This window comes from Sphingomonas sp. Root720 (genome assembly GCF_001428605.1).
Lineage (GTDB): Bacteria > Pseudomonadota > Alphaproteobacteria > Sphingomonadales > Sphingomonadaceae > Rhizorhabdus.
Genome location: NZ_LMID01000011.1, coordinates 470,215 through 496,314, shown reverse-complemented (window position 1 = coordinate 496,314; position 26,100 = coordinate 470,215). Strand labels below are relative to the sequence as shown.

24 protein-coding genes are annotated in these 26,100 nt (G+C 68.9%); 12 read left to right on the top strand and 12 right to left on the bottom strand.

The window, feature by feature from the left end:
- Positions 1-10: 10 nt before the first annotated feature.
- The 3 genes from ASE22_RS13100 to ASE22_RS26210 form a co-directional block, all read left to right on the top strand.
- Complete coding sequence (locus ASE22_RS13100; protein ID WP_056359979.1) at positions 11-301, top strand: proton-translocating transhydrogenase family protein; 291 nt, start codon at positions 11-13, stop codon at positions 299-301.
- Positions 302-323: 22 nt separating this feature from the next.
- Positions 324-1,742 (top strand): NAD(P)(+) transhydrogenase (Re/Si-specific) subunit beta, encoded by a 1,419-nt coding sequence (locus ASE22_RS13095; protein WP_056359976.1) that lies wholly within the window; start codon positions 324-326, stop codon positions 1,740-1,742.
- Positions 1,743-1,750: 8 nt separating this feature from the next.
- Positions 1,751-1,997: NAD(P)(+) transhydrogenase (Re/Si-specific) subunit beta (locus tag ASE22_RS26210; protein WP_162257095.1), on the top strand; the 247-nt coding region annotated here is incomplete at its 5' end.
- 33 nt (positions 1,998-2,030) lie between these two features.
- On the opposite strand, the gene ASE22_RS13090 is transcribed toward ASE22_RS26210, so the two are convergent.
- Positions 2,031-3,269, bottom strand: a complete 1,239-nt coding sequence (locus tag ASE22_RS13090) for a nucleotidyltransferase family protein (protein WP_056359973.1) — start codon at positions 3,267-3,269, stop codon at positions 2,031-2,033.
- A gap of 43 nt (positions 3,270-3,312) precedes the next feature.
- Positions 3,313-4,215: a LysR family transcriptional regulator gene (locus ASE22_RS13085; RefSeq protein ID WP_056359969.1), complete on the bottom strand. Its 903-nt coding sequence runs from the start codon at positions 4,213-4,215 to the stop codon at positions 3,313-3,315.
- 94 nt (positions 4,216-4,309) lie between these two features.
- Here ASE22_RS13085 and ASE22_RS13080 point away from each other — a divergent pair, with 94 nt between their 5' ends.
- Positions 4,310-5,422 carry an S-(hydroxymethyl)glutathione dehydrogenase/class III alcohol dehydrogenase gene (locus ASE22_RS13080; protein ID WP_056359966.1) on the top strand — a complete coding sequence of 371 codons (1,113 nt, stop codon included), beginning with the start codon at positions 4,310-4,312 and terminating at the stop codon, positions 5,420-5,422.
- A 16-nt stretch (positions 5,423-5,438) separates the two neighbouring features.
- Positions 5,439-6,278 carry an S-formylglutathione hydrolase gene (gene fghA / locus ASE22_RS13075; RefSeq protein WP_056361208.1) on the top strand — a complete coding sequence of 280 codons (840 nt, stop codon included), beginning with the start codon at positions 5,439-5,441 and terminating at the stop codon, positions 6,276-6,278.
- Between the two features lie 113 nt (positions 6,279-6,391).
- Here the strand turns inward: fghA and ASE22_RS13070 are convergent, their stop codons facing one another.
- The 4 genes from ASE22_RS13070 to ASE22_RS13055 form a co-directional block, all read right to left on the bottom strand.
- The gene (locus ASE22_RS13070) at positions 6,392-6,829 is read right to left on the bottom strand and encodes an FKBP-type peptidyl-prolyl cis-trans isomerase (RefSeq protein WP_235536430.1); all 438 of its coding nucleotides are present in this window, start codon (positions 6,827-6,829) and stop codon (positions 6,392-6,394) included.
- 145 nt (positions 6,830-6,974) lie between these two features.
- A complete protein-coding gene (locus ASE22_RS13065) occupies positions 6,975-7,997 on the bottom strand; it encodes a threonine aldolase family protein (RefSeq protein WP_056359964.1) in 1,023 nt (340 codons plus the stop codon).
- A gap of 3 nt (positions 7,998-8,000) precedes the next feature.
- Entirely contained in the window at positions 8,001-8,396 is a 396-nt protein-coding gene (locus tag ASE22_RS13060; RefSeq protein WP_235536429.1) for a YybH family protein, read from the bottom strand.
- A gap of 45 nt (positions 8,397-8,441) precedes the next feature.
- The gene (locus ASE22_RS13055; protein WP_056359958.1) at positions 8,442-11,915 is read right to left on the bottom strand and encodes an indolepyruvate ferredoxin oxidoreductase family protein; all 3,474 of its coding nucleotides are present in this window, start codon (positions 11,913-11,915) and stop codon (positions 8,442-8,444) included.
- Between the two features lie 119 nt (positions 11,916-12,034).
- On the opposite strand from ASE22_RS13055, the gene ASE22_RS13050 reads away from it, so the two are divergent.
- Positions 12,035-12,514, top strand: a complete 480-nt coding sequence (locus ASE22_RS13050; protein WP_056361202.1) for an Lrp/AsnC family transcriptional regulator — start codon at positions 12,035-12,037, stop codon at positions 12,512-12,514.
- A 30-nt stretch (positions 12,515-12,544) separates the two neighbouring features.
- On the opposite strand, the gene ASE22_RS13045 is transcribed toward ASE22_RS13050, so the two are convergent.
- Positions 12,545-13,450: an AraC family transcriptional regulator gene (locus tag ASE22_RS13045; RefSeq protein ID WP_235538156.1), complete on the bottom strand. Its 906-nt coding sequence runs from the start codon at positions 13,448-13,450 to the stop codon at positions 12,545-12,547.
- A gap of 140 nt (positions 13,451-13,590) precedes the next feature.
- Positions 13,591-14,346, bottom strand: coding sequence for an SDR family NAD(P)-dependent oxidoreductase (locus ASE22_RS13040; RefSeq protein WP_056359955.1), 756 nt, complete (start codon positions 14,344-14,346; stop codon positions 13,591-13,593).
- Positions 14,347-14,658: 312 nt separating this feature from the next.
- On the opposite strand from ASE22_RS13040, the gene ASE22_RS13035 reads away from it, so the two are divergent.
- Both ASE22_RS13035 and ASE22_RS13030 read left to right on the top strand, forming a co-directional pair.
- Positions 14,659-15,654, top strand: a complete 996-nt coding sequence (locus ASE22_RS13035; protein ID WP_056359950.1) for a GlxA family transcriptional regulator — start codon at positions 14,659-14,661, stop codon at positions 15,652-15,654.
- A gap of 288 nt (positions 15,655-15,942) precedes the next feature.
- On the top strand, positions 15,943-16,428 hold the full coding sequence (locus tag ASE22_RS13030) for a hypothetical protein (RefSeq protein ID WP_056359947.1): 486 nt from the start codon (positions 15,943-15,945) through the stop codon (positions 16,426-16,428).
- A 47-nt stretch (positions 16,429-16,475) separates the two neighbouring features.
- Here the strand turns inward: ASE22_RS13030 and ASE22_RS13025 are convergent, their stop codons facing one another.
- Both ASE22_RS13025 and ASE22_RS13020 read right to left on the bottom strand, forming a co-directional pair.
- The gene (locus tag ASE22_RS13025) at positions 16,476-16,835 is read right to left on the bottom strand and encodes a hypothetical protein (RefSeq protein WP_200933216.1); all 360 of its coding nucleotides are present in this window, start codon (positions 16,833-16,835) and stop codon (positions 16,476-16,478) included.
- A gap of 40 nt (positions 16,836-16,875) precedes the next feature.
- Complete coding sequence (locus ASE22_RS13020) at positions 16,876-17,214, bottom strand: hypothetical protein (RefSeq protein WP_056359944.1); 339 nt, start codon at positions 17,212-17,214, stop codon at positions 16,876-16,878.
- Between the two features lie 149 nt (positions 17,215-17,363).
- On the opposite strand from ASE22_RS13020, the gene ASE22_RS13015 reads away from it, so the two are divergent.
- Entirely contained in the window at positions 17,364-18,755 is a 1,392-nt protein-coding gene (locus ASE22_RS13015; protein WP_056359941.1) for a DUF1800 domain-containing protein, read from the top strand.
- Between the two features lie 4 nt (positions 18,756-18,759).
- Positions 18,760-19,905 carry a DUF1501 domain-containing protein gene (locus ASE22_RS13010; protein ID WP_056359938.1) on the top strand — a complete coding sequence of 382 codons (1,146 nt, stop codon included), beginning with the start codon at positions 18,760-18,762 and terminating at the stop codon, positions 19,903-19,905.
- 304 nt (positions 19,906-20,209) lie between these two features.
- Here ASE22_RS13010 and ASE22_RS13005 read toward each other — a convergent pair whose 3' ends face one another.
- On the bottom strand, positions 20,210-22,573 hold the full coding sequence (locus tag ASE22_RS13005; RefSeq protein WP_056361193.1) for a transketolase: 2,364 nt from the start codon (positions 22,571-22,573) through the stop codon (positions 20,210-20,212).
- Positions 22,574-22,694: 121 nt separating this feature from the next.
- On the opposite strand from ASE22_RS13005, the gene ASE22_RS13000 reads away from it, so the two are divergent.
- Both ASE22_RS13000 and ASE22_RS12995 read left to right on the top strand, forming a co-directional pair.
- Entirely contained in the window at positions 22,695-23,198 is a 504-nt protein-coding gene (locus tag ASE22_RS13000; RefSeq protein WP_321163657.1) for an Lrp/AsnC family transcriptional regulator, read from the top strand.
- Positions 23,195-24,001 carry a SirB1 family protein gene (locus tag ASE22_RS12995; protein ID WP_056359932.1) on the top strand — a complete coding sequence of 269 codons (807 nt, stop codon included), beginning with the start codon at positions 23,195-23,197 and terminating at the stop codon, positions 23,999-24,001. Before ASE22_RS13000 ends, ASE22_RS12995 begins: the two co-directional genes overlap by 4 nt.
- A gap of 4 nt (positions 24,002-24,005) precedes the next feature.
- On the opposite strand, the gene pbpC is transcribed toward ASE22_RS12995, so the two are convergent.
- Positions 24,006-26,099: a penicillin-binding protein 1C gene (pbpC, locus tag ASE22_RS12990; protein WP_056359929.1), complete on the bottom strand. Its 2,094-nt coding sequence runs from the start codon at positions 26,097-26,099 to the stop codon at positions 24,006-24,008.
- Between the last annotated feature and the right edge of the window lies 1 nt (position 26,100).

Genomic DNA, 26,100 nt, shown 5'->3' with positions numbered 1-26,100 from the left:
GATAGAAGCCATGGATTTCATCTCGATCCTGTCGATCTTCGTGATGGCCTGTTTCGTCGGCTATTATGTCGTCTGGTCGGTCACCCCGGCGCTGCACACGCCGCTGATGGCGGTGACCAACGCGATCTCCTCGGTGATCATCGTCGGGGCGTTGATCGCCAGCGCCACCGCCGGCGGCAGCGTCGTCGCAAAATATATGGGGCTGGTCGCGGTCGTCTTCGCCAGCATCAACATCTTCGGCGGCTTCGCGGTCACCGAACGGATGCTCGCGATGTACAAGAAGAAAGAGCGCAAGGGCTGAGGCCGGCAGGGGGTAGAATAGCATGCATGAACTCGCCGCCACGCCCGCCTGGGCATCGCTCGCCTATCTGATCTCGGGCATCCTCTTCATCCTGGCGCTGCGCGGGCTGTCGAGCCCGGCCAGCTCGCGCCGGGGCAACCGCTTCGGCATGGTCGGCATGCTGATCGCGGTCGTGACCACGCTGGTCCTGCACGGCACCGGCCTGGTCGAGATCGCCGTCGCCATCGCGATCGGCGGCGCCATCGGCTTCGTCACCGCGCGCAAGATCGCGATGACCGACATGCCGCAGCTCGTCGCCGCCTTCCACTCGCTGGTCGGCCTCGCCGCGGTGCTGGTGGCCGGCGCCGCCTTCCTCAATCCGGGGGCCTTCGGCATCCTCGATCTCGTCACCGGCCATATCCACCAGGTCAGCCGGATCGAGATGGGCCTGGGCGTCGCGATCGGCGCGATCACCTTCTCGGGATCGGTGATCGCCTTCCTCAAGCTCAACGGCAACATGTCGGGCGCGCCGATCATGCTGCCCGGCCGCCATGTCATCAACCTCGGCATGCTCGCCGCGATCGTCGGGCTGATCGGCTATTTCCTCACCGACGACGCGCATTGGGTGTTCTTCACCATCACCGCGCTCAGCTTCGTCATCGGTTTCCTGCTGATCATCCCGATCGGCGGCGCGGACATGCCGGTGGTCGTCTCGATGCTCAACAGCTATTCGGGCTGGGCGGCGGCGGCGATGGGCTTCACCCTCCACAACACCGCGATGATCATCACCGGCGCGCTGGTGGGTTCGTCGGGCGCGATCCTCAGCTACATCATGTGCAAGGCGATGAACCGCAGCTTCATCTCGGTCATCGCGGGCGGCTTCGGCGGCGGCGACGGCGGTGCGGCAGCGGCGGGCGCGAAGGTCGACCGTCCGTGGAAGCGCGGCTCGGCCGAGGACGCGGCCTTCCTGATGGGCCAGGCCGAACAGGTCATCATCGTCCCCGGCTACGGCATGGCGGTCAGCCAGGCGCAGCACGCCCTGCGCGAGATGGGCGACGTCCTGAAGGAAGCCGGCGTCCGCGTGAAATATGCGATCCACCCGGTCGCGGGCCGCATGCCCGGCCATATGAACGTRCTGCTGGCCGAGGCCAACGTCCCCTATGACGAGGTGTTCGAGCTCGAGGACATCAACAGCGAGTTCTCGCAGACCGACGTCGCCTTCGTCATCGGCGCCAACGACGTCACCAACCCGGCCGCCAAGACCGACAAGACCTCGCCGATCTACGGCATGCCGATCCTCGACGTCGAGAAGGCCAAGACCGTGCTGTTCGTGAAGCGCTCGATGGGCGGTGTCGGCTATGCCGGCGTCGACAACGACGTCTTCTACATGGACAACACCATGATGCTCCTCGGCGACGCCAAGAAGATGGTCGAGGAAATCGTCAAGGCGATGAACCACTAGGCGGGGCNCGCCTTCGTCATCGGCGCCAACGACGTCACCAACCCGGCCGCCAAGACCGACAAGACCTCGCCGATCTACGGCATGCCGATCCTCGACGTCGAGAAGGCGAAGACCGTGCTGTTCGTGAAGCGCTCGATGGGCGGGGTCGGCTATGCCGGCGTCGACAACGACGTCTTCTACATGGACAACACCATGATGCTCCTCGGCGACGCCAAGAAGATGGTCGAGGAAATCGTCAAGGCGATGAACCACTAGGCGGGGCGCTACGCCGCGCGGCCAGGCTCGCCCTCAGCCGCGCCGGTCGAGCCAGCGGTGGATGAGCACCAGCCCGTCCACCGTGTCGCTCGATCGCCGCGCGATCACTGTCGGCAGGCGCTCGGTCGCCAATGTCCACAGGCGCTTCGCGTAGAAGAACGGGATCAACGGCGAACCGGCCCGGACCGGATAGATCAGCGCGATGTGGTTGCGTTCCGGAAACAGCCGGCGCCAGACATGCGCGGCCCGCCGGTGGCCTCCGTCGGTGAGCCGCGCGTTGATGAGCAGGTTGTCGCTCTTGCGATGGCCGCCGCCGCGCAGCGAGGCCCGCGCCGCGGCGACGGCGACGGCCTCCGGTACGGTCTCCTCGCCGCCCTCGGGCCCGGCGATCGCGATATCGGGCCAGTAATGGCGGACGAGCGCGAAGCTGAGCATCGCGCCGCGCCGGCATTGCGCCTCGTCGGCAAGGCGCCAGAACAGTGGCCAGTCGATCGCATGGCGCTCGACCAGGAAGGCGATGTCGCTCAACAGGAGCGGTCCGTTGTCGAACTGATGGCCGTAGACGGCATGCTCGATCAGATGGACCAATATGTCCTCGGGCGCGGGGAAGTGCAGTATGCGGGCCATCATCGGCCGATCGATCGCGCGATGCCAATAGGCCGGATCGCCGCTGGGATCGCGCACCTCGGCCCGACGCTCGTCGCGGTGGAACAGGTGGGTATGGAGCTCGACCGTGACCTCGCTCGATGGGCTGTGCAGCGGCGGAAGCTGGTGCGAGGTCTCGAGATGCGCTTGCGGATCGCCTTCATAATTCTTCGTCCGCTGGTAGCCGCGATCGAGCAGCATCCGGAACAGCTCCATCGCGCGGTCACCCGGAACCAGCAGGTCGAGGTCGCGTAGCGGGCGCAGCCCCGGTTCGGGGTAGGCGTGCCAGGCGAGATAGGCGCCTTTCAGCGCCAGATAGGGGGAGCCCGCCGCCTCGAGCAGGTCGTGCAATATCATCAGCTCCCGCTGGCAGGCCAGCGACCGCAGGGCGACGCGGCGATAGGTGTCGGCCCAGGCCGCCCGCAGGTCGGCGGGAATGCCCCGTACCGGTTCGTGCGTCGCCAGGCGGCGATGCAGCAGCGGGCGGAGCCGATGCTCCCGGGCCATCGCGTCGATCGCCCGCCAATCGTCGTCGTCGAGCGCCGCGATCCGCTCCAGGGGGAGCGGCCGCCGCGATGCGATCAGGTCGAGCAGCAGCAGCGGCAGGTCGGTCGGGGCGATGGTCATGCCGCCTTCTGCGCGGAAACCGATTTGCGATAAAGGGGTTGCTTCACGTCGCGGCCGACGCGGCGGGGGCGTTCATCGCCTCGTCGAGCTCGGCTTCGAGCGCGGCGATGACCTGCTGGATCTTGGGCAGCAGGTAGCGGCGCTGCGGATAGACCGCCCAGACCGGCTCGGGACGGTCGCGAAATTCCTCGAGCAGCGGCACCAGCCGGCCGGCGACGATCGGATCGCGGACGTAGAAGCTGGGAAGCTGGCAGATGCCCATGCCCGCCAGCGCGGCATCGACCACCGCATTGCCGCTGTTGCAGCGCCAGCGCCCGGTCGGCACGAAGCTGCGCCGCTGCCCCGCTTCGAGAAAATGCCAGTTCACGCTCGTCCCGATCAGGCATTGGTGGCGATCGAGATCGGCCAATGTCCGCGGATGGCCGGCGCGGGCGAGATAGTCGGGCGCCGCGCACACCTCGGCCGGGCGCGCGGCGATCTGCCGTGCCGCCAGGCGGTGGTCGGTCGGATGGCCGGTGCGGATGGCGACGTCGAATCCCTCGCTGACAAGGTCGACCAGGCGATTTGTGAGTTCGAGCCGGACCGAGATGCGCGGATGCGTCTCGATGAAGCGGCGCACGATCGGCGCCACGAAGCGCTCGCCCAGCGCGGTCGAGCAGGTCAGCCGCAGCTCGCCCTGCATCTCTCCCTGGCCGCGCACCAGCTGCAGCGCCTCGTTGCGCTCGTCGATGATGCGGCGGCTCTGCTCGACCAGGGTGCGGCCCGCCTCGGTCGGCTGGACCGACCGGGTGGTGCGGATGAACAGCTCGGCGTTGAGGCGATGCTCGAGCCTCTGCACCGCGCGGCTGATCTGCGAGGCCGAGACGCGCAGCCGCCGGGCCGCGCCGACGAAGCTGCCGGTATCGGCGATCGCGACGATCTCCTCCAGCCCTTCCCAACCTGACATGATTATTGCCTCACCGGAATAGTCGCTTGCGTTATTGACTATTTATCCCGGATTTGCAGCAATGATAAGGCGCCCCGCAAAGGAGACATTCGCCATGAAGACTCGCGCCGCCGTTGCGTTCGAAGCCAAGAAGCCGCTGGAGATCGTCGAGGTCGACCTGGAGGGCCCGAAGGCGGGTGAAGTGCTCGTCGAGATCATGGCGACCGGCATCTGCCACACCGACGCCTATACGCTCGACGGCTTCGACAGCGAGGGGATCTTCCCGTCGATCCTGGGCCATGAGGGCGCCGGCATCGTCCGCGAGGTCGGCCCCGGCGTGACCAGCGTCAAGCCCGGCGACCACGTCATCCCGCTCTACACGCCCGAATGCCGCCAGTGCAAAAGCTGCCTCAGCGGCAAGACCAACCTGTGCACCGCGATCCGCGCGACCCAGGGCAAGGGGCTGATGCCCGACGGGACCAGCCGGTTCAGCTACAAGGGCCAGCCGATCTTTCATTATATGGGCTGCTCGACCTTCGCGAACTTCACCGTCCTGCCAGAGATCGCGGTGGCGAAGATCCGCGAGGACGCGCCGTTCCAGTCGAGCTGCTACATCGGTTGCGGCGTGACGACCGGGGTCGGTGCGGTGATCAACACCGCCAAGGTCCAGGTCGGCGACAATGTCGTCGTCTTCGGCCTGGGCGGCATCGGCCTCAACGTGATCCAGGGCGCCCGGCTGGCCGGCGCGAACAAGATCATCGGCGTCGACCTCAACCCCGACCGCGAGGAATGGGGCCGCAGGTTCGGCATGACCGACTTTTTGAACAGCAAGGGCATGAGCCGCGAGGACGTCGTCGCGAAGATCGTGCTGATGACCGACGGCGGCGCCGACTACACCTTCGACGCGACCGGCAATACCGAAGTGATGCGCACTGCGCTGGAGGCCTGCCATCGCGGCTGGGGCACCTCGATCATCATCGGCGTGGCCGAGGCGGGCAAGGAGATCGCGACCCGCCCGTTCCAGCTGGTCACCGGCCGCAACTGGCGCGGCACCGCTTTCGGCGGCGCCAAGGGCCGCACCGACGTGCCGAAGATCGTCGACATGTACATGACGGGCAAGATCGAGATCGACCCGATGATCACCCACGTCATGGGGCTGGAGGAGATCAACACCGCCTTCGACCTGATGCACCAGGGCAAGTCGATCCGTTCCGTCGTCGTCTACTGATCGGACGATCATGGTCATCGAAACCCTTTCGTCGAACCTGAGCTTCGATGGCGTGCAGGGCGTGTACCGGCACGCCAGCACCTCCACCGGCACCGACATGACCTTCTCGGTCTATGTGCCGCCGCACGCCCCGGGGGCGAAGCTGCCGGTCGTCTGGTATCTGTCGGGGCTGACCTGCACCCACGCCAACGTCACCGAGAAGGGCGAATATCGCCGCGCCTGCGCCGAGCTCGGCCTGATCTTCGTCGCGCCCGACACCTCGCCGCGCGGCGAGGGCGTGGCCGACGATGCGGAAGGCGCCTATGACTTCGGGCTGGGCGCGGGCTTCTATGTCGATGCGACGCGGGAGCCGTTCGCCGCCAACTACCGGATGTGGAGCTACGTCACCGACGAGCTGCCGGCGCTGGTCGCCGCGCATTTCCCGGTGGACATGGCGCGTCAGGCGATCACCGGCCATTCGATGGGCGGCCACGGCGCACTGACCGTCGGCCTGACCTTCCCCGACCGCTTCCGCTCGATCTCGGCCTTCGCGCCGATCGTCGCGCCGGGGCAGGTGCCGTGGGGCCACAAGGCGCTCGGTGGCTATCTGGGCGACGACCGCGCGGCGTGGCGCAAACATGATGCCGTCGCCCTGATCGAGGATGGCGCGCGGGTGAAGGAGCTGCTGGTCGACCAGGGCGAGGCCGACGGCTTCCTGGCCGGGCAGCTCAAGCCCAGTCTGCTGGCTGCCGCCTGCGCCGATGCGGGGATCGATCTGACCCTCAACATGCGGCCGGGCTACGACCACAGCTATTATTTCATCGCGACCTTCATGGAGCAGCATCTGCGCTGGCACGCGGAGCGGCTGCGGGGTTAGAGCGGTCTCGAGGCGGATGGAAGCGTCTGCCGACTCGGAAATCGTGGTAAAACAACAAGGTAGAGCGGCCGATCTGATGCAATCAGATCGTGAACCGCTCCAGGTCGCACCGCTTATTCGATGCCGAGCAGGTCGACGTCGAAGATCAGCCAGCTGTTCGGCGGGATGATATCGTCGCCCTGCGCGCCATAGGCGGCGTCGGGCGGGAGGATCAGGGTGCGCTTGCCGCCGACCTTCATCCCCGCCACGCCCTCGTCCCAGCCCGGGATGACCTCGCCGCCGCCGAGCAGGAAGGAAAAGGGGCCGCCGCCGGGGTCGCGCGAGGAGTCGAACTTCTCGCCGCGCTTGCCGTCGACATAGAGCCAACCGGTATAGTGGACGACGACCGTCTGTCCGGCCTGCGCCGCCGGACCGGTGCCGATCTTCACATCCTCGATCCGGGTGCCGCCGGGCAGGGTGAGCGGCGCGGCGCTGGCCGCCGAAGCCAGCGCGACCGCCACGATCGGGGCCGACAGGAAGCTGCGGAACATCATCGGGACCTCGTCTGACACGTCTTCATCGACCGCGACCCTAGAGCGGTTTCGAGGCGGATGGAAACTTCTGCCGACTCGGAAATCGTGGTGAAACACCAATTTAGGACGGCCGATCTGATGCAATCAGATCGTGAACCGCCCTAGGCGATATCGCCCGTCGCTGTCACGCGCCGGCCCTGGCGTCCGCGATCAGCGCGTCGACGCTTTCGGCGCTCGTCGCCCAGCCGCAGACGAAGCGCGCCGATCCGTCCTCGAACCGCGCGAAGCGCCAGCCCTTCGCGTTCAGCGCGGCCTCTTCGGCCCCGCTCATCGTCACGAACACCGCGTTGGCCTCGACCGGATAATTGATCGCGAAGGGCAGGCCGTCGGCCAGGCGGAGCGCCATCGCATTCGCGCGGCGCGCATGGGCGATCCAGGGAAGCTCGTCGCCCGACCGGTCGAGCAGGCCCAGCCACGGCGCCGCGAGCAGCCGCATCTTCGAGGTGAGCTGCCCGCACTGCTTCAGCCGGTCGTCGAAACCCTCGGCCAGATTCTTGTTCAGCAACACGATCGCTTCGGAAAAGGGCGCGCCCGCCTTCGATCCGCCGAGTATGACGATGTCGACGCCGGCCCGCGCCAGCGCCTTCGGGTCGAAGCCCGCCGCCACCGCATTCGCCAGCCTGGCGCCGTCGAGGTGGATGCCCAGGCCCGCCGCCTTCGCCGGGCCGCACAGCCGCGCCAGCATCGCCTCGCGATACACCGTGCCATATTCGGTCGCGTTGGTCAGCGACAGCGCGGCGGGGCGGCGCTCCTCCGCGCCGCGCTGCCGGGCCAGTGCTGCGTCCAGCGCGGCAGGATCGATCCGGCTGTCGCGGCCGGTCAGCGGCTCGATCTCCAGCCCCCGGCCGAAAAAGCCCGGCGCGCCGCCCTCGTGCATGATGATGTGCGCTTCCTCATGGGCGAGCACCGCACCCTGGGGCGGGCACAGGGTCGCCAGCGCGATCGCGTTGGCGGCCGTGCCCGTGGAGACGAAGCGGACCTCGGCATCGGCGTCGAGCAGGGCGCGGATCGCAGCGGCGGCCAGCGCGCTCACCGGATCGGCGCCGTAGCTTGCCACGAAGCCGCGATTGGCCGCCGTGAAGGCGACCAGCGCCTCGGGGCAGATGCCGGCGGTGTTGTCCGAAAAAAAATCGTGGCGTTCGATCATGGCTCAGGCGGGATCGGGTTCGAAGATCTCGGACAATATGGTCCAGCGCCCGCCGTCCAGCCGCCAGCGCGCGGTATAGCCGCCCTTCAGGGTCGGATGGCCGCTGTCGGCCTTCCACAATCCGCGCCAGCGCCCGCTCTCGGCGGCGGTCGCGCCGTCGGGAGCGACCTCGATCCGGTCGGGCAGGCGCTCATAGGTCCGGAAGCCGGGATCGGCGAAGCTGGCCGCCAGGACCGCGCGCACGGCCGCCCGGCCGGCGAGCGGGCCGCCGCCGCTGGGGATCACCAGCACGCCCTCCTGCATCAGCGCGACCGCGCCGTCGGCATCGTGCGCGGCGATGCGCCGGTTCGATTCCTCGCGGACGCGGCGGATCGCGGTTTCGGCGGGGGTGGCGGCCATGATCACCGCCGAGGCCCTAACCAGCAGGACGGGGACGGGCAAGCCTCAGGCAGCGACTTTCGCCGCCGTCGCACGCCGTCCGTCGGCCAGCGCGTCGAGCAGCGCGGCCTTGCGCGCCTCCGCCTCGACCATCGCCGCCGCCTTCACCGGGCCATAGCCCCGGATCATGTCGGGCAGCCGGGCGAGCCCGGTCGCGGCCGGCAGGGTCGCCGGCGACAGGTCCGTCGTCAGCTCGGCGACCAGCGCGGCATAGTCCTCGATCATCCGCCGTTCGGCGCGCCGCTCGTGGCTGTGGCCGAACGGATCGGCCCAGCTCCCGCGCAGGCGCTTCATCCGGGCGAGCAGGCGGAAGGCGGGGAATATCCACGGCCCGAATTTGCGCTTGCGCGGCCGGCCGGTCGCCGGGTCGGTGCGCGACAGGATCGGCGGCGCCAGATAGACCGACAGCCGCCTGCGGCCGGAGAATTGCTCGCTCAGCCCCGCGATGAAGGCCGGATCGGCATAGAGGCGCGCGACCTCATATTCGTCCTTATAGGCCATCAGCCTGTAGGCGTTGCGCGCGACCGCCTCGACGAAGTCCTCGCCATCGCGGCCCAGTCCCGTCGCCGCCCGGCGCGCGCGGTCGACTAGCGCGGTGAAGCGCGCCGCGTAGCGCTCGTCCTGATAGGCGGTGAGCTCGGCGGCGAGGCGGGCGGTGAGCGCGTCGGTCGTCTCGGTCTGCGGGCCGGGTGCGGCGAGTCCCGCCATCTCCTCGACCAGCGCCGGATCGATCGCCGCGAGCCGGCCCCATTCGAAGGCGCGCACGTTGAGCGCGACCGCCGCGCCATTGGCCGCGATCGCCCCGCGAACGGCCTCGGCCGCCAGCGGGATCAGCCCCTGCTGCCACGCATAGCCGAGCAGCAGCGTGTTGGCGGCGACATTGCTCCCGAACAGCCCTTCGGCGATGCTCGTCGCGCGCAGCCGGTGCGCGGCCTTGGCCCGCCTGGTCAGCGTGTCGATCATCGCCGGCGTCGGCAGGGTGAAGTCGCGATCGGCGACGATGTCGGCGGTCGGGGTCTCGTCGTCGTTGAGGACCAGCGTCGAGCGGTCGGCGGCGATCCGGCGCAGCGTGTCCGGGCCGGCGGCGACGACCACGTCGGTGCCCAGCAGCACGTCGATCTCGCCCGCGTCGATGCGGACCGCGTGGATCGGCATGCCCGGCGGCGCGATCCGCACCTGGCTGACGACCGCGCCGTTCTTCTGGGCGAGGCCGGTGAAGTCGAGCACGGTCGCGCCGCACCCGTCGAGATGCGCGGCGGTGCCGAGCAAAGCCCCGACCGTCAGCACGCCGAGCCCGCCGATCCCGGCGACATAGATGTTGGCGATGCCGTCATGGGCCGGCAGCGCGGGGGCGGGCAGGTCGGCGAGGCGGGCGGCCTCGAACGCCTTCAGCCGGTCGCCGTCGGGCTTGCGCAGCACCGCGCCCTCGACCTCGACGAAGCTCGGGCAGAAGCCCTTGATGCAGGAGAAATCCTTGTTGCAGCTCGACTGGTTGATCCGCCGCTTGCGGCCATAGGCGGTCTCGACCGGCTCGACGGCGATGCAGTTCGACTGGACCGAGCAGTCGCCGCACCCTTCGCAGACGCGCGGGTTGATGAAGATGCGCTTGTCCGGATCGGGGAACGCGCCCCGCTTGCGGCGGCGGCGCTTCTCGGCGGCGCAGGTCTGTTCGTAGATGATCGCGGTGACCCCGGGCGTCTCGCGCAGGCGGCGCTGTACCCGGTCGAGGTCGTCGCGATGCTCGATCGTCGTGCCGGGGGCGAGGTCGGTCGCGGCGCGCCACCGCACGGGGTCGTCGCTCACCAGGTGAATGCTGCCGACACCCTCGGCGGCGAGCTGGCGGCTGATCCGCGCCGGGTCGATCGCGCCCTCGGCGGGCTGGCCGCCGGTCATCGCCACCGCATCGTTGTAGAGGATCTTGAAGGTGATGTTGGCCTTGGCGGCGACCGCGGCACGGATCGCGAGCAGGCCCGAATGCTGATAGGTGCCGTCGCCCAGATTCTGGAAGATATGCCCGGTCTCGGAGAAGGGCGCGGCGCCGACCCACTGGATGCCTTCGCCGCCCATCTGGCTGAAGGTGGCGGTCTTCAGCTTCGGCTGCGACAGCGCCATGACATGGCAGCCGATGCCGCCGCCGGCGATCGATCCCTCGGGCGTCTTCGTCGAACTGTTGTGCGGGCAGCCCGAGCAGAAGAAGGGTTTGCGGGCGGGGAAGGGGACGACCTGCGCCGACGGGACGCGCGCCTCCAGCGCGGCCAGCCGCTCGCGCAGGTCGCCGGTCCCGGGCAGGCGGCCGACGATCGCGCGCGCGACCCGCAGCGGGTCGAACTCGAGCGTCTGGGGCAGCAGCGGCCCGCCCCCGGCATCGGTCTTGCCGGTGACGCGAGGCCGCGTGCCGCTGCGGTTGAACAGCGCGAACTTGACCTGCTCCTCGACCACCGGGCGCTTCTCCTCGACGACGAGGATCTCCTCGAAGCCGTCCGCGAATTCGAGCAAGCTGGTGGTGTCGAGCGGCCAGCTCAGCGCCACCTTGTAGACCGACAGCCCGATCGCGTGCGCGCCGGCCGCGCCGATGCCGAGATTGTCGAGCGCCTGCATCACGTCCTGATGCGCCTTGCCGACGGTGACGACGCACAGCCGCCGCGCCCCGCCATGGAGCACCGGCCGGTCGAGCCGGTTGGCGCGCGCCCAGGCGGTGACGGCGGGCAGCCGCTCGTCGATCATCCGCCGTTCGAGCTCGGTGCGCTGCGCCGGCCAGGCGACGGTCGGGTCCCAGTTGAGCCCATGCGCCGGCACGACCTCGCGCGGCGAGACGAAGGCGGGGTAGGCGTCGGGCAGCTCGAACGAGGCCGCGCTCTCGACCACCTCGGCGATCGTCTTCATCGCCACCCACAGCCCCGAGAAGCGCGACAGCGCGAAGCCGGCGAGGCCGAGCGACAATATCTCGCCCACCGTCGCGGGCTGGATGACGGGCATCATCACCGACTGGAAGATGCCGTCGGTCTGGTGCGGGAACATCGAGGACTGGGCGGCATGGTCGTCGCCGGCGATCGCCAGCACCCCGCCCAGGGGCGACGTGCCCAGCACATTGGCGTTGCGGAACACGTCGCCGGTGCGGTCGACGCCGTTGCCCTTGCCGTACCAGATGCCGAACACGCCGTCGGCGCGGGTCTTGCCGAACGCCTTGTGCATCTGCGCGCCCCACAGTGCGGTCGCGGCGAGATCCTCGTTCAGCCCCGGCTGGAAGACGACGTCATGCGCGGCGAGATGGCGGGAGGCCTTCCAGAGCTGCTGGTCATAGGCACCGAGCGGCGAGCCGCGATAGCCGGTGACCAGCCCCGCCGTGTCCAGCCGGTTCCGGCGGTCGAGCCGCCGCTGCATCATCGGCAGGCGCACCAGCGCCTGGATGCCGGTCATGAAGCTCGGCCCTTGCTCGGCACCGTAGATGGTGTCGAGGCTGACGATCCGGTCGTGGTGCATTGGGGTCCTCCGTCACGACGAAGAATATCCCAAGACCGTTAGAAAAGGTCACCAAACGCGGCTTTGATCGGGGCAGATATTAGTTCATATATCTAAAAATAGCGAATATGGTGGTGCATATGAATACGGACGGCTCGCTCGACTCCTATGACGTCCGCATCCTGCGGCGACTGAGCGAGGACGGCCGGATCACCTGGCGCGACCTAGCGGGGGAGATCGGCCTGTCGCTGACGCCGACCCTGCGCCGCGTCCGCCTGCTCGAGGAGGCGGGCTACATCACCGGCTATTTCGCGCGGCTCGACGAGAAGCGGCTGGCGGGGGCGATGATCGTGTTCATCTCGGTCACGCTCGAACGGCAGGTGCGCGACATCCTCGAGAGCTTCGAGGAGAAGGTCGGCCAGCTGCCCGAGATCATGAGCGGCTTCCTGATGACCGGCGGCTCGGACTATCTGCTGCGCGCCGTCGTCCGCGACCTCGACCATTACAGCCACCTGCTCGACGACCTCACCCGCATCCCGGGCGTCGCGCACATCCAGAGCAGCTTCGCGCTCAAATCCTTCATCAACCGCCCGGCACCGATCGTGCGCGCGTCGGTGTAGGCCGCGAAGCCGGTTGCTCCAGGCCTCGGGTCAGGCGGCGACGGTCATCCGGCTCCTGGCCTGCTTCATGTCGCGAACGGGCGGAACACCGAACAGCCGTCCATATTCGCGCGTGAACTGCGGCACGCTCTCATAGCCCACCGCATAGGCGGCGTTGCTGGCGGGAAGGCCCTCCGACACCATCATCCGCCGCGCCTCGATCAGCCGGAGCTGTTTCTGGAACTGCAGCGGAGACAGCGAGGTGATCCCCCGAAAATGTTGGTGAAACGAAGAGGGACTCATGCCGGCCGCCTCGGCCAGCTTCTCGATCCGCAGGGGCTGCGCATAATCCTCGCGAATGAGCGCGACCGCCCGGCCGATCCGCTGGGCATGGCTGTTGGCGATCCCCAGCGCCCGGATCGCCGCACCATGGCGGCCGGCCAGCAACCAGAAATGCAGTTCGCGGACGAACTGGTCTTGCAGCAGCGGAAGCGCCATCGGCCGATCGAGGAGGTTGACGAGGCGGGCGGCCGCCTCCGCCACCTCGGCCTCGGTCGGATCCACCCGTACCGGCCCGCCCACGCCGGCCTGCACGACGTGCATCTCCATCGCGAGCGCCTCGATCGTCGCGGGGTCCAGTTCCAGCACCAGCGAATAATAGGGCGCGCCCAGGCTTGCGCGGGTGATCTGGCTGACGGTCGGCACGTCCGCCGCGATCAGCAGCGATTCGCCGGCCCCGAAATCGAACGTCTCGCTGCCGAGCGATACGCGTTTGCGACCCTGCACGACGAGCGCGACGAGCGGCCGGTTGATCGCAAATTGCAGCTCGCTGGGCCTCGTCGCGCGGATCGCGCTGAGGCCCGGAACCGGCGTCCGCGCGACGCCGTCGCCGTCGACATTGGCGTCGGCGTAGCGGCGGACCGCATCGAGGAGCAGCTGCGACATGTCGGTGAACATAGCATTTGAAGGCCGTGCAAGGAACGGGTCGGGCAAGCCGCATGGCTGTTCCGGGGCTGGACGCCGTCGCCGGCAGTGCTGGCCGACGACGACGCTGGCCGACGACGACATCCTCTCTATTTCCGGTGAGCCGGGCGAGATCAGATGGTCTGGCCGCCCGAGACCTCGATCCGCTGGCCGGTGATCCAGCGATTGTCGGGGCCGAGCAGGCTCGCCACCATCGGCCCGATATCGTCGGGCACGCCCACGCGGCCGAGCGCGGTCATGTCCGCGAACTGCCGGTTGAGATCGGGCATGTCGCGGACCGCGCCGCCGAGGAAGTCGGTCTCGATCGCGCCGGGCGCTACGACGTTTGCGGTAATGCCGCGGGCGCCGAACTCGCGCGCCATGTAGACGGTGAGCGTCTCGATCGCGCCCTTCGCCGCCGAATAGGCGGAGAAGCCAGGCACCGACACGCGCGTAAGGCCAGAGGAGAAATTCACGATCCGGCCGCCATCCGCGATCAGCGGAAGCAGCGCCTGGGTCAGGAAGAACACGCCTTTGACATGCGTATCGAACAGCGCGTCGAACTGGGCTTCGCTGGTCTCGGCGATGCTTGCCATCTCGCCCTGGCCCGCGTTGTTGACGAGGTGATCGAAGCTGTCGCGGTTCCAGGTGGAGGACAGCATCGAGCGAAGCTCGGCGGCGAACGGCGCGAAGGACGCGACATCGGTCACGTCCAGGCGGAGGGCGACGGCCTTGCGGCCCATCGCCTCGATCTCGGCGACGACGGCGTTCGCCTGGGCCTCGCCGCCGCGATAGGTGAGGATCACGTCGCCGCCATGGCGGGCGATGCTGATGGCGGTGTTACGGCCGAGGCCGCGGCTTGCGCCGGTAACGAGGGATAGGGTGGTCATCGATCGTCTCCTTCTGTCGAGCGTTGCGATGATCTCGATATGAAACGGGACGCGGGTCCGTGGTTGCCTGATCGAAGGAGGTTTTTGCCTGATCCTACGAACTGGCTTGGGCGACGCCTTGGTGCTCGGCGGAACCGGCCGCCATTCTGTTCCCGAGATACGACCGACGGGCCATCGGCATCGCCGGAAACGAGTACCGCTCCCACCGGCGTCGGCCCCGGGGGGCCGCCGGATCATTCTAGGTATTCGGTCCGAGAAGGCGTATTCCGGCAAGGATCGGAGGCATCGCGCCGCCGCTGAGCGAGGCGAGCCATGCTCATCACGATCTTTGCCCCCGCCAATGTGCATTTGCTGGAAATCGCCGGCGTGCGCGATGCGCTTTTCGAAGCAAACTGCAAGATGCGGTCCGGGGAGCCCTATCGCGTCCGGCTGGTGACGGAGGCCGGAACGCTCGCAGAGAGCGCGTCCGGCGTCCGGTTCATGCCCGATGCGGGCCTCCGGGAGGCGGCCCAGCCATCGGATACGCTGATAGTCGTCGGGCCATATGGAGTGCCCGGTCGTTCGAGCGAGGACGTCATGCGCTGGCTGCGCGAACAGGCCATGCAGTCGCGACGCTACGGCTCGACCTGTACGGGCGCCTTTTTGTTGGCGCAGGCGGGATTATTGTCGGGGCGACGCGCCACCACCCATTGGCAATATGCGGAACGGCTTGCCGTCGAATATCCCGATATCCGCGTCGAACCCGACCGGATTTTCGTTCGCGACGGACCGGCGTTCAGTTCGGCCGGGGTGACGGCGGCGATCGACCTCGCCTTTTCGTTGATCGAGGAGGACCATGGGCGCGCTCTGGCCCTGTGGGTGGCCCGCCGGCTCGTCGTCTTCCTGAAGCGGCCTGGCGGACAATCGCAGTTCAGCGCAGCTTTGACCGCGCAGACCGCGGCCACCGGTCCGATCGACAGGGTTCGGCTTCAGATCCTCGAAAATCCGCGTGCCGACCTGACGCTCCCCGCCGTCGCCAGGGCGGCCGGGGTCAGTCCGCGCCACCTGTCCCGGCTGTTCCGGGCCGAACAGGGCATGACCCTGGCCGCATATGTCGAATCGACCCGCATCGATATCGCCCGCCGCCTCCTCGAAGACGGCACGTCACCGATCAAGATGATCGCCTACGCTGCGGGCTTCGGATCGGTGGCGACGCTCCGACGCGCGTTCCTGCGGAGAATCGGCGTCACCCCGTTGCAATATCGCCATCGGTTTCAAGCGGCCTCGGAAAATGGGAGAGACGACGAAAGTGGCGTCGATATGTCCTGAACTGTCGCCTCGCCGAACTTGTGACGACGGGGCGCGCCGCCGCATATTGGCACCTGGAGGACATATCGTGCGACGCGCCCTCCTTGCATGAATGACGTCGCCAGCCGTTCCTGACGGCCGGCGACCCGACTTTCAATCGAGCATGATCATGGCTTTCGATGTCCGTCGAAGGCCAGGGCGCCGCACGCCCTGGCCCGGCGCCCCTGCGCCACGACCGTCCTGCCACGATCTTCCGTGGAAATGACCCGGCCGGTCGCTCGAGCATGATGCCGACTGCCCTCAGTGGAGATGATGGACGTGACGGAGAAGACCGGGTTCACATGGATCAAGGCGCCCGATTGCCCTGACGGATTGTCGCTGGATGCCGCCGGCTCCCCGACGGGCCGCCCGCTCGTCGCCGGCAGCGTGCCGGTCGAGATGACGGCCGAGGAGCTGGCGGGCCTGTGGTCCTTGCGGTTCGGCATGTTCGGTTGCGCCGATCGAGAGACGCGCGGCGGCGTGATCCATATCGGGGAGGGGATGCTGGTCGGCGGCGACAGCACCTTCGCCTATCTGGGCCGATGGAGCTTCTCCGGGATCGAATTGCGCGCCACGCTCGATATCGCCCGACACAGTCGAAACGACGCCATGGCGAGCATCTTCGGCAGCCGCGAGGATGTCTACCACGCTTGCTGCATCGCCCATGCCATCACCCCGAACCTGTTCGAGGGCCGCATCCAGCGCCCGGGCTATGCCGATGCACGATTGACGATGCGCCGAATGGCGGGTCGATAAAGCCGGTCGACGATGAGAAGCTTGTTTTGGGCGGTGACCCGCACCGTTCACTGATGGCGCCACCTGTTCTCGAAGCCCTCATTGGTCTTGGTCATCTTCGCCAGTTTCCGAAGATACGCCCGGACATGTCGTTCGAACCGCAGGTCGTCGTGGATGCCCGTGACGGGATAGTCGTCCTGGCCGATCAGCTGCTTGACGCGCGCGGCGAAGGCGGCCTGGTCGTCGGTGGATGGCGCGCCTCGCAGGGCCCGGCAGACCCATTCCTCGGCGGCCGCCTTGTCATAGTCGTCGCGGGCTTCGTAGCCCTGCTTGTCGGCCGCCGCCTGATCGCGCCGCGCCGCCTCGAAACGCCTTTCGAGCCATGTACGGACCAGTGCGCCGTCCCAGGCTTTCATTGGGTCGCTCATCGTCTTCTCCGGTCCTGATCGGCCATGGGGCGCAGGCTGGTCAGCGTTGCTTCCTGGCCATGGTCGCGGTGAAATCGGGGTCCTTGTTGGCGACCCAATCGACGAATTTGCGGATGTTGGGGTTGGCCAGCAGGCCTTCCACGTCCATCCCATGGCGCTGCAGCTCGGAATTGGTGAAATTGGCGATCAGCGTCTTCTGGCAAATGGGATGCATCGGGACGACATCGCGCCCGCCGCGGCTCTTCGGCACGGGATGATGCCAGACGATGGTCTTTCCCGTGGGCCGCCCGCAGAGCCAGCAGGACACGACCTCCGCCGGCGCCTCCTCCTCGCGCTGCAGGTCTCCATAAGGATCATGTTTGGAATGTCTGCGGGCCATGCTGCTACCTGAATCCCTGAACGTGCGTCGCCCGTCGTGATGGTGGCAACACCAGTATAAACTGGGAAGCCACCTGTCCATGTGGGCGCAGGGGCAGCTACCAAAACGTCCATCGTGCGTTCAGTCGAGGTCCGTCATGAGGTTTCGACATGTCACAGCCCGCCATCGCCTTGAACCGCTTCGGGATCGGTGCCCGGGCCAACGAGGCTGCGCCATCCGATCCGAAGCGCTGGCTGCTCGACCAGTTCGACCGCTATGAGCCGCGACCGGCAGCCTGGGCCGCGCTGCCGCCGATGGCTCGACTCGCCGAGGATTATGCGCAGGCGCGCATGGAGGTGCGCCAGGCGCCCAAGGACGATCCCCGGAAAAAGGATGCCCGCAGGGAGATGCGGCGCGATGCGCGGCAGGATTATCTCGACGCGGTCAATGCGCGTGCGGCGTCCGCGCTGACGACATCGGCGCCGTTCGTCGAGCGGCTCGTCTGGTTCTGGGCGAACCATTTCGCGGTATCGGCCGACAAGGCGACCGTCGTCCCCTTCGCCGGCAATTTCGAGGCCGAAGCGATTCGCCCTCATGTGCTGGGCCGGTTCGAGGATCTGCTGCTCGCCGCCGAACGCCATGCCGCGATGATGCTCTATCTCGATCAGGCGCAGTCGATCGGGCCGGACAGCATGGCTGCCCGGCGTGCGGCGGCGAACGATCCGGGGCGCCGGCGCGGTATCAACGAGAATCTGGCGCGCGAGATCATGGAGCTCCACACGCTCGGCGTCCGCACGGGGTACAGCCAGGCCGACGTGACCGAGTTCGCCCGTGCGCTGACCGGCTGGAGCGTCGGCGGGCTGGGGCGGGGCGGCGGGCGGGCTGGCAACGGGGACACGCCCGGCGCCTATCTGTTCCGGCCGGGTCTGCACGAACCCGGCGTTCGGACGATCATGGGCCGCAGCTACGCACAAGCTGGCGAGGCGCAGGCCAGCGCGATCCTCCACGATCTCGCGACCGCGCCGGCCACCGCGCGCCATATAGCGACCAAGCTCGCGCGGCACTTCGTCGCCGACGACCCACCGGCCGCCTTGGTCGACCGGCTGGCGACCGCTTTCCTTAAGGAAGGCGGCGATCTGCCGAAGGTCTATCGCGTGCTGGTCGAGGCACCCGAGCCTTGGGACGATCGGGCGCGCAAGTTCAAGACCCCGTGGGAATGGAGCATCTCCGCGATGCGGGGGATCGGCATGCGCGAGATCGGGGAGATGCAGGTCGCGCCGATGCTCAACCAGCTCGGCCAGCCCGTCTGGCGCCCCGGATCGCCTGCGGGCTTCGACGATGTCGCGGCCGGTTGGGCCGCGCCCGACGCATTGGTCCGCCGGGTCGAGGTCGCGCAGCGCTTCGCCCAGCGCGTCGGCGACCGGCTCGATGCGCGCACGCTCGGCGCGACATTGATGCCCGGGGCGATAGCGCCCGCGACCGTGCAGGCCATCGGTGGCGCGGAAAGCCCTGCGACGGGCATCGCGCTGCTTCTCGTTTCGCCCGATTTCCAGAGGAGATGACGCCATGATCCCGCGTCGCCGGTTCCTGCGTTTTTCCGCTATCGGTGCGGGCGCATTGCTCGTCGCGCCGCAATTCGCGTTCGCCGCGCCCGAGACCGGCCGCCGCTTCCTGTTCGTTATCCAGCGCGGCGCCGCCGATGGCCTCGACACCGTCATCCCCTATGCCGACCCGGCCTATGCGCAGCTGCGCGGTGGCCTCGCAATCGATCCGGTGAGCGCGATCAAGCTCGACGAACTGTTCGCGCTCCATCCGTCGCTGGTCGAAATCGGCAAGATGCACGGTGCCGGGCAGGCCTTGTTCGTCCACGCTGTCGCCTCACCCTATCGCGAGCGATCGCATTTCGATGCGCAGAACGTGCTCGAGACCGGCGGCACCGCGCCCTATCGGGTCAAGGACGGCTGGCTCAACAGGCTGGCGGGCTTGCTGCCGGCGAAGGCGGAGGACGCGATCGCCTTCGCGCCCACGGTGCCGATGGCGCTGCGCGGCCCCGCCGAGGTCACCAGCTACGCACCCTCCGCGCTTCCCCAGGCGACCGACGATCTTCTGGCGCGGGTGGGCGATCTCTATGCCGGGGATGCGCAACTCGATCCGCTCTGGCGCTCGGCGATGGCCACCCGCGGGATTGCGGGCGAGAATGGGCCAAGGCAGGATCCGGCGAGCCTCGGCAAGCTGGCGGCGGGCTTCCTCGCCAAGTCCGACGGCCCCCGCATCGCGATGATGGAAACCGGCGGCTGGGACACGCATAGCGGGCAGACCGGCCGTCTGGCCGCACAGCTCAAGGCGCTCGACACGATGATCTCGAGCTTGCGCGATGGCCTCGGTCCGGTCTGGAACGACACGGTCGTTCTGGTCGCGACCGAGTTCGGGCGCACCGCGGCGGCGAACGGAACCGGCGGCACCGATCACGGCACCGGCGCGGCGGCGATGCTCGTCGGCGGCGCGGTCAAAGGCGGGCGCGTGGTCGCCGACTGGCCGGGGCTGGCGCAGGCGAGCTTGCTCGACGGACGCGACCTGAAGCCGACTGCGCAGCTCGACGCGCTGATCGCGGGCGCGGCCGGTGAGACCTTCGGGATCGACCCGCAACGCGTTGCGCGCGCGCTGTTCGCCGATGCCGCTCCGAAACCGATGACGGGCCTCGTGCGCGCTTGATTGAGCGCACGGAGCGCGCTTGGACAGCGACAGCATCGATCGGCCTTGAAATGTAGGAACCGGCTTGCTCCTGTCGGCGCATCCGCCTGTGCGGCCGCCGCCGGGCTCCTTCTCATGACCGATATCGAAAGCGCTACCCGCCACGGCGGTGCGATCGCGATCCTCGCCAATCCCTGCGGGGCGGCCGCGTGCTCCCCCGCATCGGCGGCTGGAGCAGACCGCGATTTCCGAAAAAACAAAAAAAACGGACACACAACCCCATGCACCCGGGATTTGGTACCGGATGTCGGCCGGAACGGGCCGATCAGCGGTCCAGGAACAGCTCGGCCGCCGCGTCGGCGATGGCGTCGCGGTCGAGGCGGTAGGTGCGGTGGAGGTCGGGCAGGTCGCCGGTCTGGCCGAAACGGTCGACGCCGAGGCCGCTGACCCTCTGGCCGCGTACGCCGCCCAGCCAGGACAGCGCCGACGGGCTGCCGTCGATGACCGTGACGAGGCCCGCGCCGGGCGCGAGTTCGCCGAGCAGCGTCTCGACATGCGAGCGGCTGGTGGTGCCGGTGCCGCCGCCCTGCCAGCGTGCGGCCTGCGCCGCCGTCCAGCCGCGATGGAGCAGGTCGGGCGAGGTGACGGCGAGCAGGCCGAGCCCGGGGAGATCCTCCTGCAGGTCGTGCCAGGCGGCGATCGCTTCGGGCGCGATCGCGCCAGTGAAGGCGATCGCCGCCTGAGCGCCGGGGGCGGGGCGCATCAACCAATAACCGCCCTTCAGCGCGTCCTGTTGCCAGCCATCGTCGGCGCGCTCGATCTGTTCGATTGCGCGGGTGGTCAGCCGGAGATAGACCGAGCCGCCGTCGTCGGCCTGCATATGCTCGAACGACCAGCGCATGATCAGCGCCAGCTCGTCGACGAAGGCGGGCTCGAAATAGGTCAGGCCGGGCTGGCCGATGCCGATCAGCGGCGAATTGATCGACTGGTGCGCGCCGCCCTCGGGCCCCAGCGTCACGCCCGACGGGGTCGCCACCAGCAGGAAGCGGGCGTCCTGGTAGCAGCCATAGTTGAGCGCATCGAGCCCGCGCGCGATGAACGGGTCATAGACCGTCCCGATCGGCATCAGCCGCGTGCCGAAGGTCGGGGCCGACAGGCCGAGCGCGGCGAGCATCAGGAATAGATTATGTTCGGCGATTCCCAGCTCGATATGCTGGCCCGCGCCGTGCGCCGACCATTTCTGCGCCGACGGGATCCTGGCCGCCTGGAAAACGTCCTTCAGCTCCTGCCGCCGGAACAGGCCGCGCTGGTTCACGAAGGCGCCGAGGTTGGTCGAGACGGTCACGTCGGGCGAGGTGGTCACGATCCGGTCGGCCAGGGCCCGGGCCTGCTCGTCCCCCGACTTGGCGAGATCGAGCAGGATGCGCCCGAAGGCGGCCTGGGTCGACTGCTCGGCGCCCTCGGGCACCGGCAGGGTGGCGGGCACCGGCACCGGCTCGGCCGTCCGCGCCGTGCGGCCACCGGCGAGCGGCGAGGTGGCCACGAACCGCTCCAGCACTGCCCGGCTGTTGGCGCCGAGCCCCCCATAGGGCGCCCATTCCTCGCCCTCGGCGATGCCGAGGCTCCGGCGCAGGCCGTCGACCTGGGTCGGGTTCATCAGCCCGGCATGATTGTCCTTGTGCCCGGCCAGGGGCAGGCCATAGCCCTTGACCGTATAGGCGATGAACATCGTCGGCTTGTCGTCGTCGGCCTGCGCGAAGGCGTCGAGCAGCGTCTCGATGCAGTGGCCGCCGAGATTGGTCATCAGCGCGGCCAGCCCCTCGTCGTCGAACGAGGCGATCAGCTTCAGCGCCTTGGCGTCGCCGGCAAGGTCGGCGGTCAGCCGGGCGCGCCAGGCGGCCCCGCCCTGATAGGTCAGCGCGGCGTAATCGGCGTTGGGGCAGGCGTCGATCCAGTCGGCGATCGCCTTGCCGCCCGGCTTGCGGAACGCCTCGCGCTGCCGCTTGCCGTGCTTCAGCGTCAGCACCCGCCAGCCGCAGGTGCGGAAGATGTCGTCGAAGCGGTTGAACATCCGGTCGGCGGTGGTCGCGTCGAGCGACTGGCGATTATAGTCGACGATCCACCAGCAGTTGCGGATGTCGTGCTTGTAGCCCTCGATCAGCGCTTCGTAGATATTGCCCTCGTCGAGCTCGGCGTCGCCCATCAGCGCGATCATCCGGCCGGTGTCGGCTTCGGCGAGGTTGCCGTGCGCGACCAGATAGTCCTGCACCAGGCTGGCAAAGGCGGTGATCGCGACACCGAGGCCGACCGATCCGGTCGAGAAGTCGACCGGGATCTTGTCCTTGGTGCGGCTCGGATAGCTCTGCGCTCCGCCCAGGCCGCGGAAGCGCTGCAGCTGGTCGAGGCTCTGATTGCCGAGCAGATAGTGGATCGCGTGCAGCACCGGCCCGGCATGCGGCTTCACCGCCACCTTGTCGTTGGGCCGCAGCGCATGGAAATACAGCGCCGACATGATCGCGGTGATCGACGCGCAGCTCGCCTGGTGCCCGCCGACCTTCAGCCCGTCGCGGCTCTCGCGCAGATGATTGGCGCTGTGGATCGTCCAGGACGACAGCCAGCGCAGCCGCACCTCGAGCGCTTCGATCGATGCGATCGTGGCGGGGTCGTGGGGCTTCGCGTCGTGGTGCATGGGCGGCGTCTCCGGCAGGCGCCGGCTTGCCCGGCTCCCCATTCTGATAGCCGATCGATGCGCGGCGATCCTTGCGAATTTGCTGGCCGATGGGGGATATTTTGGCATAAGCTGTCGCCAGGTGGGTAGGAAGGAGCAGATTATTTCATTGCTAACTCTGGATGCGATAGATCGCCGCATATTGGCCGAGCTGCAGGCCAATGGCAGGATCACCAACCATGATCTCGCCGCGCGGGTCGGGCTGTCCCCCAGCCCCTGCCTGCGCCGGGTTCGTCAGCTCGAGGAGGCGGGGGTGATCCGCGACTATGCCGGGCTGGTCGATCCGGCGGCGCTCGGCCTTCCGGTCACCGCCTTCGTCCGCGTCCGTCTCGACGGGCAGGACGACCGGCATCTGGCCGCCTTCGAACAGGCGGTCGCCGGATTTCCCGAGGTGATGGAATGCTATCTGATGACGGGCGAGAGCGACTATCAGCTGCGCGTGCTGGTGGCGTCGCTGGCCGCCTTCGAGGATTTCCTGCGGCAGAAGCTGACCCGGATCGCCGGCGTGTCGCAGGTGGTGTCGAGCTTCGCCTTGCGTCCCGTCGTCTATCGCACCGCGATCCCGGTCGATAAGACGGAAGCATGATTGCATCCATCGCCCATATCGGCCTGCTCGAAGACGAGGAGATCGAACTCGACATCGCCGCGCTCGAGCTGAGCGCGCTCGACCATCCGGGGGTCGACCTCCAGCCCTATTTCGACCGGCTGGACGCATGGGAGGCCGAGCTGCGCGACGATGGCGGCGATGCCGAGACCGGCGAGGAGCAGGCCGACGCGCTGGCGGGGCTGCTCGCGGGCCGGCATGGCTTCGCGGGCGACGCCGCGAGCTACGACGCCCCGCTCAACGCCGACATGATCCGCGTGCTCGACCGCCGCCGCGGGCTGCCGGTCAGCCTGTCAATCCTCTATGTCGCGCTCGCCCGCCGGCTGGGCTGGATCGCCGAGGCGCTCAACACGCCGTCGCACGTGCTGGTGCGGGTTGGTCCGCTCGCTTCGCCGATCCTGATCGATCCCTTCCACGACGGGCTGCCGATCGCGGAGGAGGCGCTGGAGAATCTGGTGCGCCAGTCGCTGGGTCCGTCGGTCCCGATCGACCCCAGCCATGTCGCGCCGCTGCCCAATCGGCTGGTGCTGGTCCGCCTGCTGCTCAACCAGGCGACGCGCGCCGAGCAGGGGGGCGACATCGGCCGGGCGATCGTCGTCTACGAACGCATCGTCGAGGTCGCGCCGTCCCACCCGCAGGGCTGGTGGGATCTCGCCAGGTTGCAATTGAGCGAGGGCCGGAGCGACGAGGCGCGCGGCAGCCTGAGCGCGATGCTGGAGATCACCCGCGACGCCGATGCCCGCGCGACGATCCTCGAGGCGCTGGAGGCATTGTCGGGACGCTGATCGCTCAGCGGATCGTGAACAATATCCGGTCGGCGATGCCGCCGTCCGGCCGGCGCAGGTCCAGCCGGTGCGCGCCCGGGCCGGGCAGGACGAGCGGCTGGGCTTCGGCGGGGCCGATGTCGCGCCGATCGAGGATCAGGCGGTGGTCCGCGACCGATCCGGTGACGAGGATCCGGATGCGCTGGCGGTCGCCGGGGATGTCGGGGTCGAGCGCGTAGATGCTGCCCGAGACCGGACTGGCGATCCGCGCGCGGCGCGCCTCGGTCGGGGCGGGGCCGAACAGCGGCTGGCCGGTGCCGCGCAGGAAGACTTCGGTGCGCGGCGGCTCGATGCCGTCGGCGAAGCGGATGGCGCGCTGCTCGACGGCGGTCGGGCGGGCCGGGCGGGGCGGCGTCGCCCGCCGGTGGAGGCCGAGCATCACCTCGCGCCAGACCGGCGCCGCGCCGCTGGTGCCCGACACCGCGCGCATCGAATCCCCCTCCAGATTGCCGATCCAGACCGCGACCGTGTAGCGGCTCGAAAAGCCGACGCACCAATTGTCGCGCATCGCCTTGGACGTGCCGGTCTTGACCGCCGCCCAGAAGGGCAGGCGTAGCGCGCTGTCGAGCCCGAAGGTGCCCGCCCGCGCGCCGGGATCGGACAGGATATCGGCGGTGATCCAGGCGGCGGCGGACGCGATCACCGGGCGGCCCGCTTCGCGGCGATCGTCGGGGCGCAGCCGCGCGGGCGACCAGCGCCCGGCATTGGCGAGCGCGCGATAGGCGTTGGCCTGTTCGGCGAGCGTCACCTCGGCCGAACCCAGCGCCAGCGAGAAGCCGTAATAGGCGCCGTCCTCGGTCAGCCCGCGATAGCCGAGGTCCCAGAGCCGGTCGCGGAAGGCGTCGACGCCGACCAGCAGCAGCGTCCGCACCGCCGGCACGTTGAGCGACGCCGCCAGCGCCGACCGCGCCGATACCGGTCCCCGGAAGCTGCGGTCGTAATTCTGGGGGACGTAGAGACCCGACGCGGTGTCGAGCTGCACCGGACTGTCGTCGAGGATCGACCCGGCGGTCAGATAACCGCGCTCGATCGCGGCGGCGTAGAGGAAGGGCTTGAGCGTCGACCCCGCCTGGCGCGGCGCCCCGGCCCCGTCGACCGCCGCCGCGGTCGAGGCGCCGCCGACGCCGCCGACATAGGCCAGCGTGTCGCCGGTGGCATTGTCGAGGACGATCACTGCGCCGTCGCGGGCGCGCTGGTCGCCCAGGCCGATCAGCTGGCGGGACAGGGCGGCGATCGCGATCCGCTGGACCGTGCTGTCGAGCGTCGTCGCCACCCGCATCCCGGGCTTGTCGATCAGCCGCCGGGCGAGGTGCGGCGCGAGGCCGGGATCGATCCCCGCGCGGCGGCCGTTGCCGAGCGACCGGGCGGCGATCGCGGTCAGTGCCGGGCAGTCGACCGGCTGCATCACGCAGGCGCGGCGGGCGACGCGCTCCGGCGGTGCCTGCGGGTCGGGGAGCAACGCGGTCAGCAGCAGCGCCTCGTCGCTCGAAAGCCGGTCGGGCGCCTTGCCGAACAGTTGCCGGCTGGCCGCCATCACCCCCTGGGCCTCGCCCCGGAAGCCGGCGAGGTTGAGATAGGCCTCGAGGATCTCGTCCTTCGACCAGCGCCCGTCGAGCGCCAGGGCGGCGCGGATCTGCCGGGCCTTCTGGCGCAGCGAGCGGGCGCCGGGCCGGGCGAGGTCGGGGGAGAGGAAGGCGGCGAGCTGCATGCTGATCGTCGAGGCGCCGCGCGGGCGTTTGCCCGACAGGCCGTCGCGGATCGCTCCGGCCAGCGCCAGCCAGTCGACCCCGCCATGCGCGGTGAAGCGGCGGTCCTCCGCCGCGATCACCGCGCGGGGCAGGGCCGGGGCGATCCGCTCGAGCGGCACCCAGGCGAGTCGCCGCCGGGTGAAATCGAGCCGCACGCTTTCGAGCAGCCGGCCGTCACGGTCGTAGAGCCAGCTTTCGGTCGGCCGCCACGCCGCCCTCACCATCGCCGGATCGGGCATCGCCGGGGGCAGGGTGACGACGAACAGCAGGAGCAGCAGCGCAAGGAGCGCGGCCAGCGCCGCCCGCCGCATC

Bases quoted from the DNA above. Each gene is read 5' to 3' on its own strand.
- ASE22_RS13060 (WP_235536429.1), bottom strand. From the start codon at position 8,396: ATGGCCGCCACCCCCGCCGAAACCGCGATCCGCCGCGTCCGCGAGGAA.
- ASE22_RS13080 (WP_056359966.1), top strand. From the start codon at position 4,310: ATGAAGACTCGCGCCGCCGTTGCGTTCGAAGCCAAGAAGCCGCTGGAG.
- ASE22_RS13035 (WP_056359950.1), top strand. From the start codon at position 14,659: ATGCTCATCACGATCTTTGCCCCCGCCAATGTGCATTTGCTGGAAATC.
- ASE22_RS13040 (WP_056359955.1), bottom strand. From the start codon at position 14,346: ATGACCACCCTATCCCTCGTTACCGGCGCAAGCCGCGGCCTCGGCCGT.
- ASE22_RS13050 (WP_056361202.1), top strand. From the start codon at position 12,035: ATGAATACGGACGGCTCGCTCGACTCCTATGACGTCCGCATCCTGCGG.
- ASE22_RS13030 (WP_056359947.1), top strand. From the start codon at position 15,943: ATGATGGACGTGACGGAGAAGACCGGGTTCACATGGATCAAGGCGCCC.
- ASE22_RS13100 (WP_056359979.1), top strand. From the start codon at position 11: ATGGATTTCATCTCGATCCTGTCGATCTTCGTGATGGCCTGTTTCGTC.
- ASE22_RS13020 (WP_056359944.1), bottom strand. From the start codon at position 17,214: ATGGCCCGCAGACATTCCAAACATGATCCTTATGGAGACCTGCAGCGC.
- ASE22_RS13025 (WP_200933216.1), bottom strand. From the start codon at position 16,835: ATGAGCGACCCAATGAAAGCCTGGGACGGCGCACTGGTCCGTACATGG.
- ASE22_RS13085 (WP_056359969.1), bottom strand. From the start codon at position 4,215: ATGTCAGGTTGGGAAGGGCTGGAGGAGATCGTCGCGATCGCCGATACC.
- pbpC (WP_056359929.1), bottom strand. From the start codon at position 26,099: ATGCGGCGGGCGGCGCTGGCCGCGCTCCTTGCGCTGCTGCTCCTGCTG.
- ASE22_RS13045 (WP_235538156.1), bottom strand. From the start codon at position 13,450: ATGTTCACCGACATGTCGCAGCTGCTCCTCGATGCGGTCCGCCGCTAC.
- ASE22_RS13010 (WP_056359938.1), top strand. From the start codon at position 18,760: ATGATCCCGCGTCGCCGGTTCCTGCGTTTTTCCGCTATCGGTGCGGGC.
- ASE22_RS13090 (WP_056359973.1), bottom strand. From the start codon at position 3,269: ATGACCATCGCCCCGACCGACCTGCCGCTGCTGCTGCTCGACCTGATC.
- ASE22_RS13065 (WP_056359964.1), bottom strand. From the start codon at position 7,997: ATGATCGAACGCCACGATTTTTTTTCGGACAACACCGCCGGCATCTGC.
- ASE22_RS13055 (WP_056359958.1), bottom strand. From the start codon at position 11,915: ATGCACCACGACCGGATCGTCAGCCTCGACACCATCTACGGTGCCGAG.
- ASE22_RS12995 (WP_056359932.1), top strand. From the start codon at position 23,195: ATGATTGCATCCATCGCCCATATCGGCCTGCTCGAAGACGAGGAGATC.
- ASE22_RS13015 (WP_056359941.1), top strand. From the start codon at position 17,364: ATGTCACAGCCCGCCATCGCCTTGAACCGCTTCGGGATCGGTGCCCGG.
- ASE22_RS13005 (WP_056361193.1), bottom strand. From the start codon at position 22,573: ATGCACCACGACGCGAAGCCCCACGACCCCGCCACGATCGCATCGATC.